Genomic DNA, 22,372 nt, shown 5'->3' with positions numbered 1-22,372 from the left:
CGCCCCTATGAACCTGCTTGCCACAACCAGCACTGTCACTGTCTTGTCTTATGCGTTGCTCTCGACTGTCTATAAGGGCGTGCAGACGCTTTATGCCCTGCCGACAGACGTCTCATCGCTGGACAATGCTATCGACACCGAAGCTCTGCCGAGCGTGGATGTCATCGTCCCCTGCTTCAACGAGCGCCCGCGTACGCTCTCGGCGTGCCTAGAGTCCATCGCAAGTCAAGACTACGCAGGAAAACTGCAGGTCTATGTTGTTGATGACGGTTCTGGAAACCTCGACGATGTGGCGCCCGTCCACGAGACCTACACGGACGATCCGAGGTTTAAGTTTGTTATGCTGCGAGAGAATGTAGGAAAGCGCAAGGCGCAGATCGCCGCAATACGGCGCTCATCTGGAGACTTGGTGCTCAACGTCGACTCGGACACGGTACTCGCCCCCGATGTGGTTACGAAGCTTACCCGAAAGATGCAAAATCCGGCGATCGGCGCGGCCATGGGGCAGTTGACAGCCAGCAACCGGAGCGACACCTGGCTCACCCGATTGATTGATATGGAGTACTGGCTGGCTTGCAACGAAGAGCGCGCGGCACAGGCTCGCTTCGGTGCCGTTATGTGCTGCTGCGGCCCCTGTGCTATGTACCGCCGGTCCGCGCTTCTTTTACTGCTAGATCAGTACGAGACGCAATTTTTTCGGGGAAAGCCGAGCGACTTTGGTGAGGATCGTCATCTCACGATACTCATGCTGAAAGCAGGGTTTCGAACCGAGTACGTTCCGGACGCCATCGCCGCAACGGTGGTCCCGGATAGCCTAAGGCCGTATCTGCGCCAACAACTCCGGTGGGCACGGAGCACTTTCCGGGACACGCTACTTGGGCTGCGCCTGCTCTCCGGTCTCGATCGCTATCTCACACTAGATGTTGTCGGGCAGAATCTCGGGCCGCTATTGCTCGCTCTATCATTATTGACGGGGCTCACGCAGTTCGCACTCACAGCCACAGTGCCGTGGTGGACATGCCTACTGATCACATTAATGACCGTGGTCCGCTGCAGCGTGGCAGCGTTGCGTGCTCGGCAACTTCGATTTCTCGGCTTTTCTCTGCACACACTCATCAACCTCTTTCTCTTACTACCCGTGAAAGCCTACGCGTTGTGTACCTTGAGCAACAGCGATTGGCTGTCACGGGAGGCTGCCAGCGTACCGAAGAAGGGTGAACAGCAGGTCGTCATCCGAAACCCGATCGCTGGACCGAACGCTACAGGAGCTTCGGGAGTTTCTGGGTCAATTCGCAGGACGGATCTTTCGCGCGCCTCGTCGAGGTTGGTGACCTCTGACGGCGTTCGCAGTGGCAAGTGATCCTTCAACCGAGGTAAACGATCCGTGCGCCTGAACGAGAACTATCAATTGTTAGAGCGGGAATTGGCCGCCGACGATCCGTGGCGGCTCGACGGTAATCCGTTCGAGCGGGAGCGTCACACGCAAATGCTCCGGTTGTCAATTTCCCAAGGGGTCATCAGAAATGGTCTCGAAGTCGGGTGCGCGGCCGGCGCATTCACGGAAAAGCTAGCACCTCACTGCCATCGGCTGACGGTGATCGATGTTGCGCCGCGAGCGATTGGTCGTGCGTCTGCACGGACGAAGAGGTGGTCGCACATTGCGTGGATAGTCTCCGACGTTCAACAGTTCTCGACCGCGGAGCGGTTCGATCTAATCGTCGTGACGGAAGTTCTGTATTACCTCCGTGACGTGGCCGAGATGCGCACGGCCATTGACAAGCAGGTGAGTATGCTCGCGCCGAATGGGCATCTGATTTTCGGATCAGCCCGAGATGCCAACTGCCGGCGCTGGGGTCACGCTGCTGGTGCCGAAACGGTCATCGCCATGTTGAACGAAACCTTGGTCGAGGTCGAGCGCGTGCAGTGCCAGGGTGTGTCGGATAATGAAGACTGCTTGATCGCCTGCTTTCGGCGTCCGTTTCGATCTTCAATTCAATCGAATCGCCCATTCAAGTCGAACTCAATGACTCGGGGCACGAAAAGGCTCGCATAGCGCGTGAAGGCGCTAGTCGGCGGAAAACGGATCACGGTATCGCATCGCCCAAGAAGATACATCTTGATGAGAGCGGAAACACCGCCATCGGCCCCGAGGGCTGCACTATTTAATGGCCCGGTCTGATGCGCCTGGAAACGTTTTTCGATAGTAAATAGATCGGGAAACACACCCGACACCCGATCAAGGACCTGCGCACTGTCCGTGCACAAGAACACCCTTATAGGTCTTTGATGCGGTAACGCTTTGGCCTTACGAATCGCAGTGCATACCTGCCGTAAGGCGAGCTCTGGATCGGCCCAGTACGGCGCGTGCCCCATAACATCTTCGCCGTTGCCGTGTCGAATATGAACCCCGACAACGGTGTAGTCCTTGAAGTGTTCCTGATAGATCGCAGAACGAGGACGATGTCGCCTAGCGCGAGCTGCGTGTACGAGATTGCTTCCCAAGTGCGCTTGGCATCCATGCGGGCGACAGTCGTTTGATCTGGAATGAAAAATCGTCCGCTGTTATCTCGGTTGGGTGCAAATCATAACCAGCATTGTCGTGGATCATATCGCCCCTTAGCATTGCCCTGTATAGCCCTTCGGTCCTGCCGACGATGTTGTTTCCTCTGCAAGGATTGGCGTTCGACAATAGGGGGAGCATCGACGAGTGCCGGGGGGGGCGCACTCCGCGGGGGCGGACTCCTTCGCATCGACCAGCATGCTTGTGATCGTGAGGGCGGGGGCGTCTGAGGAATCCATTGTTTTCAGCTTCTGGTCGCCTCATCATTCAGCCGGAGAAGCCGGCATCGTTGACCAAAAGGTGCAGAGCGTCCGCCGACAATGGTGCCACTTCGCATGCGAACCTCACGCAAAGCGTGAGCCACGTCAGATTACAATCCCCAGCGACTGCCGGGCGACAGTAAGAATCGCGACGTGTCGTACTTTCCCACTTCCTAGTCTTGATATGGGAAGGCGTTCGTCTTAGTTCATCTGCTCGCTTCATGGGATAAGCGGACCCAGTCGATCGGGAGAGGATGAATTGGAAATGATTATCGACCTTATCCTGGGTCTCAGGACGCGCGGAGTGTCAAGCAACCACACGTCATCCGTCGCACATAAAGGGTCGAATTAAGTGAGATCGATAGCTGTTGTGTATCGACCCAACTTAGGTTGCGGACCCCACCTGGCTGCATCAGCAGCAGGCAACTAGCGACCATCGCCAATGCCGCACGGTACCCGCTTTGAGGATGCGCCGGGCCTATGCACCGCGCCACGCACCGACGTGTTTGCGGGCACTCGCATTCGGCTTGGTGCGCGCAGCGCATTGCTGCTGTCCGAAGCCAAACGGGCCTATGTCTGGAACGATCCAAACTGTCGCGAACACGACACTCGGCCGCAGAACTACAGAGGTTCGTCTGCATCGCAACTGGCCCAAATCCTGCACGGTCGCTCACGGGCAAGGACAGAATCGGAGGCGTGTTTGAGTTCCGACCGGAGAAATGACGATGCCGTTGCCGATCCATCGTCGGCGACGGATGTGCGCTGTCCATTTCAGACCGATAGGGGCCCCATCCCGCAGGGAAAGCAGAAGACTGTGCTGTTGACCGGGGCATCGCGTGGCATCGGCCACGCCACCGGAAAGCTATTTTCGCAAGCGGGTTGGCGCGTCATTTCTTGCGCGCGCCAGGCCTTCGATGGCGGGCTATGCCCTTGGAAGTCAGGTGCAGACGATCATATCCAGGTCGATCTCAGCAACCATCGGATGTTGCCTGGTGCCATCGCCGAGATCAAGGAGCGCCTTGCGGGCGCGCCGTTGCACGCATTGATCAACAATGCCGGCATTTCACCGAAGACCTCGAGCGGCACGCGACTGACGTCGTTGTCGACGTCAGTCGACACCTGGATGAGCGTGTTCCACCTCAATTTCGTGGCGCCGATTCTGCTCGCGCAAGGCCTTTTTCGCGAGCTGAAAACTGCGTCGGGATCAGTTGTCAACGTGACCTCAATTGCGGGTTCGCGGGTGCACCCGTTTGCCGGCAGTGCTTATGCGACGTCGAAAGCTGCGCTCGCCTGCCTAACGCGCGAAATGGCGCACGACTATGCGCCGCATGGCATTCGCGTCAATGCGATTGCGCCCGGCGAAATCAAGACGGACATTCTGTCACCTGACACGGAAGCCCGGCTTGTGCCAAACATCCCGCTGCGCCGCGTGGGCACGCCAGAAGAGGTCGCGCGGGTCGTCTTTTTCCTATGCTCGGATGCGGCGAGTTATGTCACCGGCACCGAGGTTCCGATCAACGGTGGCCAACACCTGTGATCGGACGCACCCGGAATAGTCAATTCGCAGCTGATTTGAGTTACCTCAATGGAACTCGCGTTCGCCGAGAAAACTCGCGCGTCGATGTCGCGAAAAGTAAGCAGCAAAATCGAGGCACTATAATTTTACTGCCTTGTTTACTGTCGTGCCATGAAAATGCGTTATCTCTTGCCGTCATCCGTGAAAGTTGGCCCGAGATCGAGGATGGCATTGCAACACAGTACCCGCAAATCCGAACAAGGTGACAGGGAGGACGGCCAGAACAACGGAGACACGGTCATGCTGCATATCGCTTCTGTACGCGAAAGGCCTAACTCAAGGTCAGAAACGGACCTCGAGGTTACAATTGCGCCGTCGCACGAGAACGCGCTCGCCGGCATCTTCGAAATTGCGAAGCTTCTGACTGCTCCCTGCCGCCTCGAAGTCACATTGGCCAATGTCGTAGATCTTCTACAATCGTTTGTGCAGGTACGGCACGGCATCATCTCGCTTTTCGACGATGATGGCGTAGCGGACATAACCGTTGGCGCCGGATTGAGCGAACGCAGCGACGAGCGCGACCGGATGCGACCGCCGCAGAAGGCAATCGACGTGATCGCGGCAACGGAGGGGCCGCTCGTCGCCGAGAACGTCACGCTGCATTCTGCCTTTAGTGCTTCCGACCTGGATGTGCTTGGGGCCTCCGACGACATTCCGGTTTCATTCATCGGGGTTCCTATTCGCATCGATGCGAAAGTCGTAGGTGCGCTGACCATCGACCGCCTTTTGGACAGCAGGTCAAGTATCCGGCTCGATTACGACGTCATGCTGCTTACCATGATCGCCGACCTGGTCGGTCAGACGGTAAAGCTGCATCGACTGTTCGGGTGCGATCGCGAGCGACTTATGGCGGAGAAGGACCGGCTGCAGAAGCAGTTGTCCGAGCTAAAGCACCCGGTGCGGGAGGGGAAGAAGGTTAGTGTCGAGGGGATCATTGGCGACAGTCCGGCGCTGCGCGCGATGCTGGAGAAGATCGCTGTTGTAGCTAAGTCGAATAGCACCGTTCTGTTGCGCGGCGAATCCGGTACAGGGAAGGAGCTGGTCGCTAAGGCCATTCACGAGCGATCGGCCCGCGCTAAGCGGCCGTTCATAAAGCTCAATTGCGCGGCACTCACTGAGACGGTCCTCGAATCCGAATTGTTCGGCCATGAGAAGGGCGCCTTCACCGGCGCGTTCAATACACGTAAAGGTCGATTCGAGCTCGCCGACAAGGGGACCCTGTTTCTAGACGAGATTGGGGAGATCTCGGCCTCGTTCCAGGCAAAGCTGCTGCGCGTGCTGCAGGAGCAGGAATTTGAGCGCGTCGGCGGTAATCAGACCATTAAGGTCGATGTTCGCGTGATCGCCGCGACGAATAAGAACCTAGAAGAGGCGGTGGCAAGGAACGAGTTCCGAACCGACCTTTATTATCGCATTAGTGTGGTCCCCTTGCTGCTGCCGCCGCTGCGCGAAAGGCGCAGTGATATTCCGCTCCTCGCTGCTCAGTTTCTTAAGAATTTCAACAGCGAAAACGGCCGTACGTTGACATTCGATGCGAGTGCGATTGGAGTGCTGATGAACTGCGGTTTTCCTGGCAATGTCCGCGAGCTCGAAAACTGCGTGCAGCGGACAGCGACGCTCGCCCATGGACCATCGATTGTCAGAGACGACTTTGCCTGTTGCCACGGTCAGTGCCTTTCCGCGATTCTGTGGAAGAGCGCATCGGATGAGATAGCGCTGCAGCCGGGCCCAATTGTACCAGTGCCCGCGAAACCGGCCACATTCCAGGCTGCTCCATCGGCGGCGTTTGCGGTCTCGCCCGGCGGCAGCGAGCAGGCTCCGCTGGCGCCTGCCGGCGCACCTCTCGTCAGCGGTGCGAATATGGTCGATCGCGAGCGCGTAATCGCGGCTATGGAGAGGTCAGGCTGGGTGCAGGCAAAGGCGGCGCGCCTGCTTGGAGTGACGCCGCGTCAAATCGGATACGCGCTGAGGAAATACGGTATCGAGATCAAGCGTTTCTAATAGCGCGGTTCGCCTGAGCGCGTCAAACAAGCCGCCTCGTGATCTGAACGACGGTCCGCTATGCATACGAGATTTGAGTTTGCTAGCGTGAGCTCATGCAGAGCCGAATCTCAAAAGATGCGTTCACCTCAGTGAGACGCAGAGGGCGATTTGCTCCTGTGATTCGAAGTATCATGGAGTACGAATCGGCTCAGGCGGTCACAGTCGCTCGTGAGCTATGCAGCTCCGCTACGGGAGCGGATCTACTAATGCATTGAGGGGAAGCGCATCCCGGGTCGGCCGCGCTCTTGTTAATCAATGGCGGTAGCTGTCGCATTCACGACGAATGTCGCAATTCTGGCGCTGGGGAACGTTGCCGACATTGTCATGAGCCTCGCACAAGCCCTTGTGTTGCTGTCCGTTTTCGAAATCGCTGCAATGGTACGAGGCTTGCTGTTCGTTCACAGGCCCACGTAACGCCTGGAGAAGCACATGCACAATGTCGTCTGCATCAAGCAGGTCCCTGACTCCGCGCAGATCCGTGTGCACCCCGTCACCAACACGATCATGCGCCAGGGGGTGCCGACCATCATCAATCCTTACGATCTGTTTGCATTGGAAGCCGCGCTCGAGCTGCGCGATAAACTTGGCGGCGAGATCACCGTCCTTACAATGGGGCCGCCGTCGGCCGAGGAATCCTTACGTAAGGCACTGACCTTTGGCGCCGATCGCGCCGTACTGCTCACCGACCGCTGCTTCGCGGGCGCCGACACATTGGCGACGACTTACGCACTGGCGACTGCCATCCGCAAAATCGGCAAGGAATACGGCCAGCCCGACCTCATCTTTACGGGCAAGCAGACCATCGATGGCGACACCGCGCAGGTTGGGCCCGGCATCGCGAAGCGGCTTCGTGTGCTACAGCTCACCTACGTCGCCAAGATCAGAGCCCTCGATCTCGCCGCACGCACGATTGAAGCGGAACGGCGCTCAGAAGGCGGCGTCCAGGTGCTGCGTACGAGACTGCCGTGTCTTATTACCATGCTGGAGGCGACCAACCAGATCCGCCGCGGCGCCATGGCGGATGCATTGCGTGCCGCCCGGGCCCAGATCGTGAAATGGAGCGCGCAGCACGCAGATGTCGAAGACATCTCAAAATGTGGTCTCAAGGGCTCGCCAACGGTCGTCAAGCGGGTCTTCGCGCCAACTGCGCGCGCTGAGAAGGCCGTATTGGTGGAGCCTGCCGAGCAACCGGCGGAAGCATTGATTGACGCCATGTTCAAGTACCAGCCGAGGCTTGAAGCCGACCTTGCAGCCCTGACCGGCGATCCCTGATCTGAAGCAGTTTTAGCGATAAGCACTGCAATAAAAGCTGCCGCGTCGATTAGGGAAGGGCGCGCTGCCGTCAAGAAGAACGCGGAGCATTTCAAGGCCGACAACCATTTCTGGGTAGGCATTGAGCAGGGGCGCAGCGAGGTGCATCCCATATCCTGGGAGCTGATGGGAGCCGACCGCAAACTTGCGGGAAAGCTGAAGGTCGATGTCGCAGCCGTCGCGCTCCGCCTTGAGCGCGAGGCGATGCGCAATGCCGCGCGCGCATCCTCTTACGGCGCCGACATGGTGTATGCCGACTTTGTCTATAATGTGCAGCAGGAGCATCGCAAGGAGTTCTACACGAAGGCGCTGATCGACGCCGTCAACTCCCACAGGCCGACATTCCTGCCATCACGGACGACGTTCGGCTGCGATCTGACCGGCTCCGTGACGGCCACGTTGCTTGCCGGCAGCACCTCGCTGCCGTGCACGATCTACAAAATGAATAGGACCGCAAATGGCCACCGTACGCCCGCGCGTGATGGCAATGCCCGAGCGCGTCACCCGCGATCTTGGCCCTGTTATCATCTATTCCGTGGATCTGCTCAAAGCCAGCCTCGTCGCCAAAATGCTATCGTTTATACCTGGCCGCGAATCCGCTGAATCCAATCTCGCCTATGCCGGCGTCTTAGTTCCCCGCGGTTTGTGGTTAGGGTACCCCGGACAATCGCCAGCTCGGCGCAGCGCTTGCCGAACATGGCGCTCGCGTCCGTCGGTACAGAAGGGCCGTCTCACGTGCGACGGGCAAATAGGGCAAGCCGGCAAGACGGCAAGCCGAGTCTGTATATCGCCTCCGGTTTTTTCCGGCGGAGTCCAGCATCGTGTCGGCGTCGAAGGCACCGACCTGATCATCGGCAACAACACGCCGATCTTTCTTGCACGCATCGGTAGCGCCAGCGACGCGAGCCAGTTTATGGCCGTCGCTCACAGCCGCATTGCGTGCGCGGCCATCGCCGCATTCGCGACCGGCTCGGAAGAAGGCAGGAATTCCAAACGGCGCAACTGAACGAAGGAGAACGCCCATGATCGACGATAGGTTCGATGTAATCGTAGTCGGCGCCGGAATGGCCGGCAACGCTGCGGCGCTGACCATGGCCAAGCGCGGCTTGAAGGTGCTGCAGCTCGAGCGCGGCGAACATTCCGGATCGAAGAATGTGCGGAGTGAAATCCTGAATGCCGACATGCTGGCCGAGCTGATCCCGGATTTCCGCAAGGATGCACCGCTCGAGCGTCATGTAACCGAGCAGCGGTTCTGGATGCTGGATGACTGCTCCCGCCTGGGCTGCGCTATCGCTTTGACGAGTTCAGCTACGGGCGTTCGAACCGCTTCACCATTATCCGCGCCCAGTTCGACAAATGGCTCTCCTCCAAGGTAAGGGAGGCGGGTGCCACCGTCCTGTGCCAAACCAACGTTACGGAGCTGTCACAGAACCGCCGTGGCCGTGTCATTGGTGTGCGTACCGACCGCCAGGATGGCATAATTTACGCCGATGTGGTGGTGCTCGCCGAGGGCGTTAATGGCTTGCTCGGCACGCGTGCGGGCTTGCGCGAAAGGCCGAAGCCCGATCAGGTTGCGCTGACGGTAAAAGAAATGCACTGTTTGCCGCGCGAGGCCATCGAAGCCCGTCTCAATCTCAAGGGCGACCAAGGCGTGGTGATCGAGGCCGTCGGCAACATCTCGCGCGGCATGACGGTCGTAGGGTTCATCTACGCGAATAGGGAGAGCATCTCGCTCGGGATCGGCTGCTTAGAGTTCCAGCGCACGGGAGAAACAGCCTACGAGCTACTCGACCGATTCAAGCGTCACCCGTCGATCGTACCGCTAATCGCCGGCTCGAATATTAGAGATACTCCGCACACCTCATTTCCAAAGGCGGCTACAACAGCATACCTAGGCTCTATGGCAAGGGCTGGGTGGTTGCCGGGATGCCGCCCAGCCCAACGACACCATCGATCACAAAGCCGGGAACGTTTCAATGATCTCAGGGAGAATTGCTGCGGAAGCGATCTTCCGCGTGAAGTCGCGCGGCGATCTCATGAGATGGGATAGCCTCTCACTATACAAGAAAATGCTGGATGGATCCTTTAAGCACGCGAAAAGGCATGACGTGCTATCGCTGCTGCATACGCAGCCGCAAAATGTTCTTCTCACCCTCAGCAGCTCGTCTCGAAGGCGATACAGAACTTCAGTCGCGTCAACAGCGCGCCGGAGGCGGAGAGGTCGACTTTACCAGCACGGCGGACATGGTGGTCATCCGGATAGACGTGAATCGCTAAAGGAAAGCCAGGCAGATCGTCACGCTGGTAGAGAGGCCGTCGTTGCGCTCGGCAAGCGCGGAGTAAATTATGACTAGGAACCGTCGCATGAAGGGGATCCGGGGGCATTTAATGTTATTGCCATCCTCCAACGATGAGCACTAAATCCCTCCCAACGCGATCAAGGCAGGGCGCTCCACCTCCTTGGAAGATCTGGACCACGGTATTATTGCGTCGAGTGGCGTTTCAGGAGCGAGCGATCATGAGGCGGCGATTCTCGATCACACCGAAAGTTTCGCTCGGCCACTTTGGTGCTCGCTGCCGAACACGCCAGCTGCTGGGACCATAGTAATAATCGTGTGCGCTTGCTCGCACTCGGCATATTTGCGGTACACCTTGTAGGCGAACACTGGCCGACGGGTACAAGGATGACGCGACGCTGTGTGGCGCCAGCATCGACGTTCATTCCGGGTTTGTATGGGCGCGGGGCTCCTATGCGCGTCAGCGGGAAGCGCGGTCGGGACATGCTGCGCTAGCCAGTGCTGACTCGCCTGTTCGATCGCGCCCGGGTTCGTCATCGCCGTGCTCTTATCCTTGAGGGCCGCATCGAGTCACCGGCCAGAATGATGGCAGCTTGCGCGATCTGCGAAAAGGCGAGAGAAGCTGACGTACCCACGCACGACGGATGCCTGCGACGCAATTTCTACACGTCCATGATGGACCTAAGTTAAGCTCCGGCTCGGCCAAAGCCTGCCGAGGCGCCATGGGTGGACACAAACAATTTGAGCTCCGCGCGTTTCTTTTGCTTGGAAGGGCGAATCGGGAATAGGCTCTTGCTCACGTACTGCTCGACAGGAGCTGAGTGCATCTGATCGTAGTGATAAGAGCACCAAGACGACATTTTCGTGCGCGGCCCTCGCAATACAGGCTCGCCACACATATAGGGGGCTCCGGGCTCTCCATTTTTGAAGCCAATAATGGCCCGGCACTGGCCTTCAATGTGATCGACTAGCAAGACCTTCTTAGAACCATCGGGTTTTTTCACGTTGCCGCTCCGAAGTAACGGGCAATCTCTTGGAATGTCGTGCCGGTCATGGCGAGCGAGGCTTGCCGCCAAAGCTCGACCTTTCTGCGTTTAGTCGGCATATCACCTCCCAGTGAACTGTGCGGACATAACAAAAGCCTTCGACCTGAGCTGGTTGTGTGCTGGCACGGAGGAGCAAGCCGTCACACGCGCGAAACAGGCGGCTCGCGCAAGCGCACCAGGAATCACGTCTGCTGTTTTTCGACTATCGTTACTTTCTTGAGGAGCTGGGACACGTGGAACCGGTGCTGCCTACTTTGATACCGTACAATTTGACGCTACGTACGATTCAAGTCCCTTTAGGGCGCTGGTAGAAAAATATGTCCCAACTCGTCGGCTCCAGGAGCAACGATCATACGAAAATTGAAGGAAGCAACGCCATTCCTCAAAGCATCGGTCGTTGCTAGCGGGCGATCTTAAGGTGCCGCCTTTGTGAGGGGTTCAGCTGACGCGGTGTCGGGTCTCTCTCAGGCGAATCTTCTCGCCGCAATCATGCTGTTCGCTTATGGGTATTAAGCGACCTGTAAATCGAGGGCTCCGCCAAGTGCACGCCGCTTTCCGGGCGAGTATGCTACTCCATATTTGTGGCTCGGGAAGATGAGATAGCCCCAGTTCGCTTCTAATGACCGCATGGCGAGAAGCGTCACTGAGCCGTGCGGTAACGTTCGAAGCTCGCACCGGAAGTTGATGAGTGGATTGCCTTAACCTGGTCGCGTCACTCGATGCCGCCGATAAAGATTCTATGGCGGGCGATGCAAGACGCATTCGAGCACGCACACTGCCTTTGCAGAATTGGTACGTCGAGAACGCCTAGATCTCACGGCGCTGTATCGAAGCGGCGGACATTCCGGCACCATCCCAGCAAGCGAAACTCAGTGCGAGCTCCCGCTGATCGCCGCCGAGAAGACTGACGCCAAAGCGGCCGCTGGCGAGTATCGCATCGTGAGAGTCTCAGAGCAGTCATTAATGCCGACCAGCAAGCAAGGCAGCTCCATGAAGTTCGAGGTAAGAGAAGTTACCGTTAACCCGCGGCGTCCCAACGCCTTTCCGGCTCCAACAATGGCGGCGCAGCTCGCCAGATTTCCTATCGCCTGGCGAAACTCGATCTGGCCGATGGACTTAGTTTCGTTCATATCGGGAGGCAATTGGTGGCTCATAGCCCACTTGCGGACTGGTAGTTGGTTTCGGACGCTTGCGCCATGCGGAGATTGCTTGGCTCGCGATGAGCCTCGCCCTATTGCTCGCCGACAATCTTGAGAAGGCGCTCTCTCTCGGACAGAAGATGCCCATCCAGTGTAGTGTGCAGCGCACTCCGCAGCTCGGGTGAGATCGAATCGTCTGTATCGATCAGTTCCCGAAATTTGCCAAGGATACGTTCGATGTTTCCGATCGCTCGGAGTACCATGGTCATTCGCCAGGACATCATTGTGTGTCTCCTTTGGCGCGAAAGCGTGCAAGCGATCCGGGCGGATATGTCGACGATCTCGGCCGGACACGTAGCGCCGGCGTCTGCGGTCCAAGCGGCGGTCCATTGTCGCGCGGCGCTCTGGCCTCGATCCGCTCGACAAAATTCTTTCCGTTGGCCTCTAGCCTGACATGCGAGTTGCCGCTGGGCCTGCGCCGCCTCCATCTGACAAAGCTCCGTCTCGGTTTGTGAAGCATTTTCATGACTTACCTTTGCCGTCTTAGTTGGATCACGGTTTTCTGTTGAAGCTGTGCATTTCGTCCACCGATGCTGACCATGTCTCTCGCCCGCAGCTCGCCTCGTCAGAATGCGAGAGAGCGCGGCGTCGGTGCTGATGGGCTTTCTGAATACTGATGTGGTCGTCCTCGAACGACGCTGCGCCTCAATGCCGCCCGCGGTGAGCAACCTTGCGAGCGAACACAGCTCGGCTGGAAGAGCGCCCCTGTCTCAAGGCTCGCTCCGGGCGAGAGCAGCACACGCGTTCCGCCTGTCACATTGGCCTGCCTCGTCAGACTCTGGCCAACCAGGAAGGTGGAATGGCGAATCGCGAAAGAGGCATGAGATCGGCCGGTGCGAAGATACTGATTTCGCCGACGGTCAGGCAGTCTATGGTAATGAGGTGCCAGCGTCTCACTGGTCGCAAGTTTCGTCTCGAAGGTGCGCAGGTTGCGGTTGTTCATGCCAATTCTGGGCGAGCGAAGGTGAGGGCGCGATCGCGTTCCGCGCGGTTATGGATCTCGACCAGCACGTCCATGCTATGCGCCATGGCGACGGCCTCAATGTCCTCTGCGACCCGGTAGACCTGTCATTAGAGCCCCTCCAGGCTCCGAAATTATGCCCTGACAGCGAAACGTCGCCGATGGAAACTCTCGGGGATTCAAATCTTGTAATCTCCCAGCTTGCCGCCGGATGCCAGCGCCGCCATTATCCAGCGCGGGGTCTTGCCCCTGCCCGACCACGTCTCCGAAGGATCTGACGGATTACGATACTTCGGTAAAACCGCGGGATATTTCCTGACTTCGGAGGCGCCCGGCGCCCGTGCGGCCGACCTTTCCCTGAGCTGCTTCAGACGCTGCTCGAGCACGGCCTTCTCGGCGCTCAGTTTTTCATCCAAAGCCTGCAACACCCGAAGATGCAAAGCCCACAGCTCCTCCGTATCCATCTGCTCAAATCGCAGTTGCTTCATGAAAGCCCCCAATCATGACCGCAGCCACCTACTAAAGACGATAATTTAGATTCCCCCACGGTGATGGTAGACCACGGCGATCCCGCAGCAGGACAGGCCGAGTCATCGGCCGAGACTGGGATCTCCTCTTTTCCCCGCTTCGGTCTTGCTCCGCGGACCGGCATGCGGAACCCCTTAGGTCCTACATAAGCTTGCGTCCTTCCCTCTTCATTACCTAAAGTTCGACTCGAACAGCTATCAATTGCATATTAGCATTCGTGTGCACGGCACCTAGACTGCGATCATAGCGGCGAGTTGCCATTCGTGCGCAGGGAAGCCTGCCGCCACAGGGTTGTGTTGTGTAGGTTACGATAGGTCATTGTCGGATTCGCAGCCTACAACCTGACGCTATGTGGTATTCAAGCCCTTGAGTGCTCTTGCTGAACCTTATTTCACTGTGGCCTCAGCAAGTCTCGATTGTCGAAGTCGTCATCGCCGCCTCCAGGCGCCACCGTGGCGCGCTGCAGGAATGGCGGCGTATGGTGAGCCGACTCGCGCGGCGCCGGACGGTCGGACGGATCTCGGCCCAGTTTCGACTGCAGCTCCACAAGATCGATGAAGGCGTCGGCCTGCCGGCGCAGTTCGTCGGCGATCATCGGTGGCTGGGTCGAGATGGTCGAGATCACCGTGACTCGCACACCGCGGCGCTGCACCGCCTCCACGAGGAAGCGGAAGTCGCCGTCGCCGGAGAACAGCACCATTTGGTCGATGTGCTCTGCGAGCTCCATAGCATCAACCGCGAGCTCGACGTCCATGTTGCCCTTGAGCTTGCGGCGGCCGGAGGCGTCGATGAACTCCTTGGTCGCTTTGGTGACCACGGTGTAGCCGTTGTAATCGAGCCAGTCGATCAAGGGACGAATCGACGAATATTCCTGATCCTCAACCATCGCCGTGTAGTAGAAGGCGCGCAGCAGCGTGCCGCGGCTCTGGAATTCCTGGAGCAGGCGTTTGTAATCAATATCGAAGCCGAGCGTCTTGGCGGTCGCGTAAAGATTGGCGCCATCGATAAAGAGCGCGATCTTGTTTGAAGAGGATGACATCAGTGGATTACTCGCTTAAGCGTCTTTGGCAGGCGGCAACGACCGGCATTTTCAAAATGCACTTTCGCGCAACCTAAAGGCGGTTTTGGCAGAAGGACACAACCTGCCAAATGCAGGCCGGCATTGAGGAACCCTCGGCTGTCTCGCTTGGACAATTGAGAACAGTCTGGGCGAGGGAATGAGAAAAATGGAACGGGCGTGCGGCGGACCTCCGCTGGCTAGCCCTCCCGCAGCAACCATGGCTATCGGGATCTGATGACAAAGTTTTTCATGCGCACCTCTTGAAGTAGAAGATCTTAGCGACGAACAAGACGTTAAGAACGAACGCAACGTTCTGAAGCTCTCGCCGTCCTTGAAGTGAATTCGGTCGGCGACACCGTCCTGTTGAGAACGTATGACCGTCTCCAACTTCATACCCTCGATTATCATCAGCGCCGTGCTTGCTGAAGCCGATTACTAAGTGAAACCCTGATCGTAACGACGACGCCCGGCATCGGGCTGGCCACGAGATGATCTGCCTCTGGTTCCCGGAAGCAAGCTTTCGCAATAAGTCGCAGTAGCCCATGTTTCCGAACGCGTCGCCGAGCACCTGAAGTGCGACATGATCGGCGCTACCGCACGCCAGATGAGGCTGGGTACTAGTCCGGACGGGGCCAATCAAAGCTTACCGGCTTGTTGGCGGCAACTCATTTTGATCGTGCGTTTGCCTTCGCAGCATCTCGAACTGATATATCACGTAGCGACATTGGTCACTCAAACTTGACAACTTGGCCTTCAGACAGCCTGCGATGGCGTCCGGATCCGGTATGCGGCTGCTACAAAAGCGAAACACGTCCGGCGTGCAAACCTGTTGCTCCTCCGCTGTCGCCGACTGATCTCGCGCACTCGCCCGTTCGATGCATAGAGCTGTTGTCGTCAGTAGAGCAACAATAAGGACTGCTGCCCAGTAATGTGCTCTGTAGATCCAAGACCCACGCGTGCGCTGCTTTTGATTCATTATATCCTCGTTTAGTTGGAACATCCTGGGGTATTGCCCTTTCTGCGCGATGCGCAATATGAGCTTCCTATCGGTAACGGGCCGCAGCCACTGAAAGCATCGATGGCCGAAAAGCACTCTTGCCGGCCGGCACGCCAATCTCAGTGCTGCTTGCGGCGCTCGGTCCCATCACCGTAATGTCAACCTCGGCGGCGCTCGCAACCGAAATCAAGATCGAAAGAGACCGGCTCAGTTGCAGGTGAATCGCGAGAGAAATTGACATGTTGAGCTTCCGATGTTGTGCCGAAGTCCATTATCAGTGTTGTTGTACCTGGCAGCCGACCGATAAGACCCCACGCCACGAACGCAGGGGGAAAGGACCGCGGAGCGGCGTTGCGATGGCCGCTAAGAGACACGCTGAACCCTTGCTACCCGGGCGTTCCCTCATGCGCAGTGGGACGCTGAGGCAGCAATCCATCTGGCAAGAGACTCGTGGGTGGGGTCTGTTTCGCACTGGGCGTTTGAGACATTCGCAATGTTTAGTACCTGTCAGGACGATTTTCGTGACAACCGGAGGCCGTCGCCACTTGCTTTGAGACCGTACAATCTGACGCTACGTACGATTCAAGCCCCGTCGAGAAACGACGTGTGAATATATCCAGACTCGTACATCTCGAGAAGCATGTGGCTCAAATGTCAGGCCTAAACTGACATACAACTCGCAGTTCACCTCATTTGCGGAGGGACCGACAAGCACATTGATCCGTGGACAGACGCGGGGAGGCGGTCGGTCGAAAGGAGTGACGCTGCAACACATCACGGCAACTTCCGTCGGAAGACGGTTAGGGATTGTCTGTTTGCAGCGAGGGCATTGCCGCTAGCGTTCGCTGCTTCGTTTGGTATTCCCAAGACGTAGCTCTCTCTCTCTCTCTCTCTCTCTCTCTCTCTCTCTCTCTCTCTCTCTCTCTCTGCAGATGCCTTGCTGTTCGGAAGGCGATCGCGCTTGCTTGGCCCAGCGATTGCATGACCATCTACATGAAATCGAAAAACCCATTGTACGGTGCGAAACATTGGCGTCAGCGGGCGGAAGCAACGCGGACCAAAGCGGAGTCGCTCGCCTGTTTCAGATCCAGAGACAGGCTTGTTAAAATCGCCAAGGAATATGAGCGGCTAGCCCGGCGAGCGGAAGAATGGCAGACGTTAAGAGAGGACCGGGATGCAGAGTCCAATCATTCTTAATGCTTCGCTGCTTCTCGACGAGTCCCAGGTGGCTCACGCTCAGAGCGGCTAAAGGTTTCCGGTGACTTTTATCAGCCAGTCTGCCGCATGTCGCGCCCGGCCATGCAAGCAGCTTGTCCTCGACGTCCGAGCCCTGGTTACTCTGAGGTAACCGAAGTCAATCCATCGCTTGAAACGCCCAGAGCGGTAGGGGAGAAAAGTCCAGAGACTGCCGTGTAGGTACCGTGGCACCCCGAGCGTGGAAGGGAGATGGATAGCGCATATGGCCGGGGCAGAGTACCCGTACGCACGCGCGCCTGCAAATAGGAACGCCCCGCCCCGTTGAAAGGCTGGTCGGGCTAGTCATCTCGGTAGCTTGATGGGCGGCACGTGGTTTGCAACACGTGGTCTGTGGGCGACACGGTCTGGTACCGCGCCGATACCCACTGGCCCGACGCACCTCGTACCCGGCAGCGTGCGTCGGGCTTTTTCATGGCTTTCAGCGTAGGAGGAGGGACGCTCAGGCGCATCACCTGGTCTTAGTCGTATTTAGCCGATTGTTGGATGATCGGCGCAGCGGCGCGATTTCTACTTGCATTGTGGGATTTGGAACACTTGTCGCGCACGCAACAATCAGCGTTTTACAGACGGAGTTAGACCTCCCGGCGTAACAATTGTGTATTGGGGTTCGAACACTATCAGCAACACGGGAAAGTTTCCGATCCAGATTGCAGTAGGGACCCCAACGCCTGCTGTCGGCGGAATTCCTGATAAGTGAAAGAGCAATGCGTGGCGGAGTACATCGTGTGCGCCGATCTTTGTACACAAGGATTTGCCAGCAGAAAGCGTTTTACGTCTGCGTGCGTTACGACGAGCGCCTGTCGCGATCCAATCCGTCGAGTAGATCGTAGCCGCCTAACGCGCCGCGGAATCGATGCGGCGCTCTTGAGAGCGCCCAAATGACTGGCGATCTCTCGGCATCGAGTCGCATGAGATGCGATGGGTTGAAAACAGACGGATCTGGCTCCTCGTTCGATGATACGTTTGTTCGATTCCCGACAGTCTGTCGTTGGCCGTGTGGAAATGGGCGCACAATTCTCAATGCTGCAATATCGCTCAGCGGCTCGCCGGCTGGACGCACATGGATAGCTTTAAAGCGGCATATCACTTGCATGATTAGTCTTGGGCATGGATCCCCCCATGTCCCAACCAGCCCGGGTTGGCGCCCGACGCATCCGTTCCCCCGGGTGCGTCGGGCATTTCCTTGCTGTTTGGCAGATATCAGATGGATGGATCAAATCGCACTAGGGTTCAAGTCACTGTTCAACGCGCCACGTGTCATTGTGAAATTCACGCAAACGAAAGCTCCGGGAGCCCATTGGCAATCCGGGTGCGCCATTGCGAAAAGTGATCGAGGACGCGCACTTGCTTAAAGACATTGATAAGAGCGCGAGTCTGCTCTCATTCGTGATGCATGGTCGCGTTGCTCGGCGGGCGTGCTGTAAGTGCAGATTACGTTGCTCCGTCGATCGAGCTGCCGGCCTAGTGGCGCGATGCAATAGGCAAAGCGGACCGGCGGCGCTAGCGCAGTGGTAGCGCCGGGTGAACGATCCGCTTCAAAACGCGCGTTCGACAACGTCAATAGTCTCAGTATAAACATTCTGGAAGTGCGTTGCGGTCGGGAATTCGGGTATACGCATGGGCTAAGATCAAGATGCTCGCGCTTTCGAACACCCGCATGCTGAGCCAGCAGAGCTATGTCGCCTGGGTGGCGCTGCCAGTTCGACCAGCACGCTGCGGTTCGGTGCGATGGAGACCAATGCCCAGACCAGCGGTGCGCAACAACAAAAGTGTCGGATGAGGGGTACACAAATTATCGCGGGCATCTTCTTGAGCGCGGCAGATTCAACGCAGATCCGGCACGTTCAGAACTGCTGGCCGGAACCGTCTCGCTCATGAGAACGCACTGATCACCCAGTAGATGCCGGCCCAGAGCAGCGCGTTAAGGAGGATCGCCACAAGGGGCCAGAAATTCCATGTTGCCGGTTGCGAAGCATCAGGACGCGATGCGATACCGGCTCTGCCGCCTTCAATCACGCGCAGTCTTTGTTTGCGCCAGTGCGTTGTTCGTACCATATTCTTGCGTGGGCTAATTGATCAGTATTGAAGACCACCAAATCAGGCGCATAGCGTCCCGACGCTGGTGGAAACACGGTCGTTAGGCTGCTAAGCCTGATCGTCTGGAATGGCGCGCCTGCGAGATGCGGCTGCATTGCCCCCTCCGCGCCGAAGCTCAAAGCTTGTCTCATAACCGCGGTCGTCAGCTTGATCGTCGCGGCGACCTCAGTCGATTCGGTGAAGTTCGTGACGACTGCCACATCGATATCTGGCGGTTGTGCAGTTACGGATCGGCTTCAATGCCGATCACGGTCAGTAGACCAAATCTCAATTTAAACTCCTGGGACATTGACCAGTGCGCCGCCTCTAGCTGCAGCGGTTGTCATCTCAGCAATCGGCGTGCCGGACGAGAAAGTGCTGTGAGAATCATCGAAGAGAGAAAAACAAGTGTTTGCCGCGGCACCGGCGAAATGATTTAGCCGCTGTAGTCAGGTTTCCCACGTCGTGTCGTCAACCGGACATGGCGCTCGTATGACAAGAGCAAATGCCGCCGGCACCTCTCGTGCCGCCAAACGGCCAGCATCTGCGGCGGCCTTGCGGTGTTTTGCTTTGGGTGCCCGCCCATCGTGCCCAGCTTCATTGAAGCGGGCGACTTCGCCGACACGTCGAGAGTGCTCGCTGAGAGGTACGGGCCACCTGCGAATCTCGCTGCTCCGGGCTACGCCTTAGGCCATCCATTGATGTTAAACAGGTTCGTCCTCCTGCGAACGATCTCTGAGGGCGCTCACGACTTGCACTAACCTAAAACCGCGAAGAGCCGCCACTGGGCAAAATTTGCTCAGGCGATGCGGATAGTTCCGTCCAGTGTTCACCAAGCGTCCTCACGGATGACATTCAAACCTGCGACCGACCCGCGCACTCGAAAGGCACCTCCGCGTCCGAAACTCTCTTCCGCCGGGTTGAACGGCCTGATGCCCGCAGCCGCGTGGTGCAGCGGCGCCAAGTGCGAGCTCTATTCGGGCTCTCAACGCAAATCAAGTTTCGCCACATAGATGACGCATTGGCACTGTTTCAGGCTCGGCCAGCAGCGAAAGGCTTCAGAATGAGCAGTACTAGATCGAGATGCAGCATCAGACCGGCAGAATCGCGGCCTCCGGCCCATGACTCGCCCAGCTGCCCAAGCACTTCGTCAGCCATGACGCAGAGTACGGAGCAAAGATCCTCGTTGCGATTACATTGGAGGCTCGTCCCGAGCCAGCTTTGACGATGTGAAAAGGCGTTAGCTGAATCATCATCTACCCGCCCCGATCGCCGACGCGGCACAGTTCGTTCGATCCGGGGCATCTCGCACCAGAGGTGCTGGATCGCGATGACTTGTGGCCGTCGATGAGCACATGGCAGTGCTCTGGGCGGTGCCTGGCCGGACTGCGCCATGATCGAGGTGTTCAACGCGGCTCGCTCAAATTGAGCCACCGAGTGTGCGGGCGAAAGGAGCTCGCCGCGCGCTGCTTTTGAGCTAGTCGGGTACTTTCCGGACCCCCACCGTGCACTATGGCAACTTGCCGCGCCATCGAAAAGGAGAATCGATGCTGAAAGCAAAACCCTGCTCGACAAACCTCTTTGTGACCAGATCGAGCATATACGTGCGGAAGCTGACGCCTTCATTGAGACGAGGCTGAAGGAGATGGAACCCTGTCCGGCGCACCGGGGGGTGTACTGACATCGGAAACGGGCCTGGCGGCGTGTGCTTTCGGGCGTTGGTAGGAGAAAGTGAGATGATCTACATCTATCGTTTGCGCAACGGGTTTTTGAAGATCCAGAAGATAATGCAAACGGAAGGACGGAATTCAGATATTGCGCAGCAGTTCTCGCTGGAGGCGATAGAGGATTCCAAGGACAATGTGGTCCACGTCGATTTCAAAGGCACCTGCCAGGTGGGGAGGGGCTAGTGAGAGCGCAAATTGGGGAAAAACTTGAGGCTGGCCGCGTACGACATGGCCAGTTTGCCAGCGCGCCGGGTTCAGGTCCTTGCGGTCACTTCTTTGTGCAAGGGCATTGCGGATGTAAACTCAAGATCATTGGAGTTGTCCGCCCAAGGTGGGAGCATGTGTCCGTCTCGACGCCGCGGCGTTGTCCGAACTGGGAAGAGATGTGTTTCGTCAAAGACCTGTTTTGGGATGAAGAGGAATGTGTAATGCAACTGCATCCGCCTCAGTCGCGGTACGTGAATAACAGCCGGTATTGCCTCCATCTCTGGAAACCGATCAACCAGGACATTCCGATGCCGCCAGCAAGCTTCGTAGGCGTCGTTGGGCTTGGACCATCCGAAGCCGCGATGTTGTTTGCGCGGATCGAGGCGCTATCGTGACGGACTCATCCGCGACATTCGCGCCGTCGGATAATGCCGAGCGGCCGCGGAAACAATTTGTTCTATTTCGCAGGGCATCTTCTGAAGGAAAAGCTTGGCGGACTCGGTCTCTCGTTGGCAAGAGCTATACCGCCGGCTCGACTAGAAGGCCAAGACCGGCATTGTTCAAGCAATCGTTCTCAAAGCACGGCGGGCGGGATCCGCACCTATATCGCGGCGCAGTTGGCCGTTCCGAACGTTCCGACACTAACGGCCTGTGTTTCCTGGCGTCTGAAGATCCGCGCCGAGGCATCCTCGACTGTTTCGTCCTGACGTACTGGAAATCAGCGCCATGGCACAAATCCCAATTTGCATTCCGAACAAGCGAAGGGCCGATTCATGGGGATCGCCCTGCAAGGTCGAGGACAGGATGAAGACGACGTGGGGAACCGGTCTTTCCAGCGCATGCGTACACTGGTGGCCACCGCTAATCAGATCGCATTGTTAGCAACCATGATAGCCCCGAGCACACTAAACACAGGTCGGATACACTAATGCAAAGAACCTGTGCTTGCCCGGATCGGCGAACCTCGCAACGCACATCCCTACGTCTGTGCAATAGCGTCGACTTAGACGCGGCTTTGGACAGGTCCGGTACGCCGGCGGTCCGTCGTCGCCTCGCTGCATGGCGACGTCGCCACGCGAAAAAGATGCCTAGCGACAACCTTGCCAGAGACCCAAAAGTGTTAAACGGAGCCGATGAGCACGTGGAATAGGAGCTGTGCTGGGTTGGCCGTCATTCTGCGATCATACTGGTATCGTCTGAGCTAATGACAGTCCTCTTCTAAACTCTGTGATCCTTGTCGCCGGCCGCTGGCCGGGCACACGGGCAG

Annotated in this window: 10 protein-coding genes and 4 pseudogenes; 9 read left to right on the top strand and 5 right to left on the bottom strand. The window is 57.7% G+C overall.

The features are described 5' to 3' along the window. Nucleotides 1-7 precede the first annotated feature (7 nt). Together nodC and nodS are read left to right on the top strand one after the other, a co-directional pair. Nucleotides 8-1,360: a chitooligosaccharide synthase NodC gene (gene nodC / locus IVA95_RS28015; protein ID WP_247513436.1), complete on the top strand. Its 1,353-nt coding sequence runs from the start codon at nucleotides 8-10 to the stop codon at nucleotides 1,358-1,360. 24 nt (nucleotides 1,361-1,384) lie between these two features. Continuing rightward, on the top strand, nucleotides 1,385-2,053 hold the full coding sequence (gene nodS / locus IVA95_RS28010) for a nodulation methyltransferase NodS (RefSeq protein ID WP_247513435.1): 669 nt from the start codon (nucleotides 1,385-1,387) through the stop codon (nucleotides 2,051-2,053). Here nodS and IVA95_RS28005 read toward each other — a convergent pair. Beyond that, a pseudogene (locus IVA95_RS28005) lies at nucleotides 1,993-2,448 on the bottom strand (nodulation protein NodZ); the annotation flags it as partial. The gene nodS and the pseudogene IVA95_RS28005 overlap by 61 nt on opposite strands. Before the next feature lie 1,129 nt (nucleotides 2,449-3,577). On the opposite strand from IVA95_RS28005, the gene IVA95_RS28000 reads away from it, so the two are divergent. The 5 genes and pseudogenes from IVA95_RS28000 to IVA95_RS27980 all read left to right on the top strand — a co-directional run. Next, nucleotides 3,578-4,357: an SDR family oxidoreductase gene (locus IVA95_RS28000; RefSeq protein ID WP_247513667.1), complete on the top strand. Its 780-nt coding sequence runs from the start codon at nucleotides 3,578-3,580 to the stop codon at nucleotides 4,355-4,357. 279 nt (nucleotides 4,358-4,636) lie between these two features. Next, nucleotides 4,637-6,397 carry a nif-specific transcriptional activator NifA gene (nifA, locus tag IVA95_RS27995; RefSeq protein WP_247513666.1) on the top strand — a complete coding sequence of 587 codons (1,761 nt, stop codon included), beginning with the start codon at nucleotides 4,637-4,639 and terminating at the stop codon, nucleotides 6,395-6,397. Between the two features lie 471 nt (nucleotides 6,398-6,868). After that, the gene (locus IVA95_RS27990) at nucleotides 6,869-7,711 is read left to right on the top strand and encodes an electron transfer flavoprotein subunit beta/FixA family protein (RefSeq protein WP_247513434.1); all 843 of its coding nucleotides are present in this window, start codon (nucleotides 6,869-6,871) and stop codon (nucleotides 7,709-7,711) included. A 30-nt stretch (nucleotides 7,712-7,741) separates the two neighbouring features. After that, nucleotides 7,742-8,715, top strand: a pseudogene (locus IVA95_RS27985) (electron transfer flavoprotein subunit alpha); the annotation flags it as partial. 57 nt (nucleotides 8,716-8,772) lie between these two features. Continuing rightward, nucleotides 8,773-9,986 (top strand): annotated as a pseudogene (locus IVA95_RS27980) (FAD-dependent oxidoreductase); the annotation flags it as partial. Between the two features lie 747 nt (nucleotides 9,987-10,733). On the opposite strand, the gene IVA95_RS27975 reads toward IVA95_RS27980, so the two are convergent. The 4 genes and pseudogenes from IVA95_RS27975 to IVA95_RS27960 all read right to left on the bottom strand — a co-directional run bounded on the left by IVA95_RS27975 (nucleotide 10,734) and on the right by IVA95_RS27960 (nucleotide 14,820). Next, nucleotides 10,734-11,051 carry a hypothetical protein gene (locus IVA95_RS27975; RefSeq protein ID WP_247513433.1) on the bottom strand — a complete coding sequence of 106 codons (318 nt, stop codon included), beginning with the start codon at nucleotides 11,049-11,051 and terminating at the stop codon, nucleotides 10,734-10,736. A gap of 1,956 nt (nucleotides 11,052-13,007) precedes the next feature. Then, nucleotides 13,008-13,345: pseudogene (locus IVA95_RS27970) on the bottom strand (indole-3-glycerol-phosphate synthase TrpC); the annotation flags it as partial. An 87-nt stretch (nucleotides 13,346-13,432) separates the two neighbouring features. Then, nucleotides 13,433-13,741, bottom strand: coding sequence for an H-NS histone family protein (locus tag IVA95_RS27965; RefSeq protein WP_247513432.1), 309 nt, complete (start codon nucleotides 13,739-13,741; stop codon nucleotides 13,433-13,435). A 431-nt stretch (nucleotides 13,742-14,172) separates the two neighbouring features. Continuing rightward, on the bottom strand, nucleotides 14,173-14,820 hold the full coding sequence (locus tag IVA95_RS27960) for an NYN domain-containing protein (RefSeq protein ID WP_247513431.1): 648 nt from the start codon (nucleotides 14,818-14,820) through the stop codon (nucleotides 14,173-14,175). 6,087 nt (nucleotides 14,821-20,907) lie between these two features. On the opposite strand from IVA95_RS27960, the gene IVA95_RS27955 reads away from it, so the two are divergent. Together IVA95_RS27955 and IVA95_RS27950 are read left to right on the top strand one after the other, a co-directional pair. After that, nucleotides 20,908-21,081 (top strand): hypothetical protein, encoded by a 174-nt coding sequence (locus IVA95_RS27955; RefSeq protein ID WP_247513430.1) that lies wholly within the window; start codon nucleotides 20,908-20,910, stop codon nucleotides 21,079-21,081. 245 nt (nucleotides 21,082-21,326) lie between these two features. Next, nucleotides 21,327-21,500 carry a hypothetical protein gene (locus tag IVA95_RS27950; protein ID WP_247513428.1) on the top strand — a complete coding sequence of 58 codons (174 nt, stop codon included), beginning with the start codon at nucleotides 21,327-21,329 and terminating at the stop codon, nucleotides 21,498-21,500. The last annotated feature ends 872 nt before the right edge of the window (nucleotides 21,501-22,372 follow it).

Source organism: Bradyrhizobium sp. 157, assembly GCF_023073815.1.
GTDB lineage: Bacteria > Pseudomonadota > Alphaproteobacteria > Rhizobiales > Xanthobacteraceae > Bradyrhizobium.
This window is presented reverse-complemented; position numbering and strand designations above follow the sequence as displayed.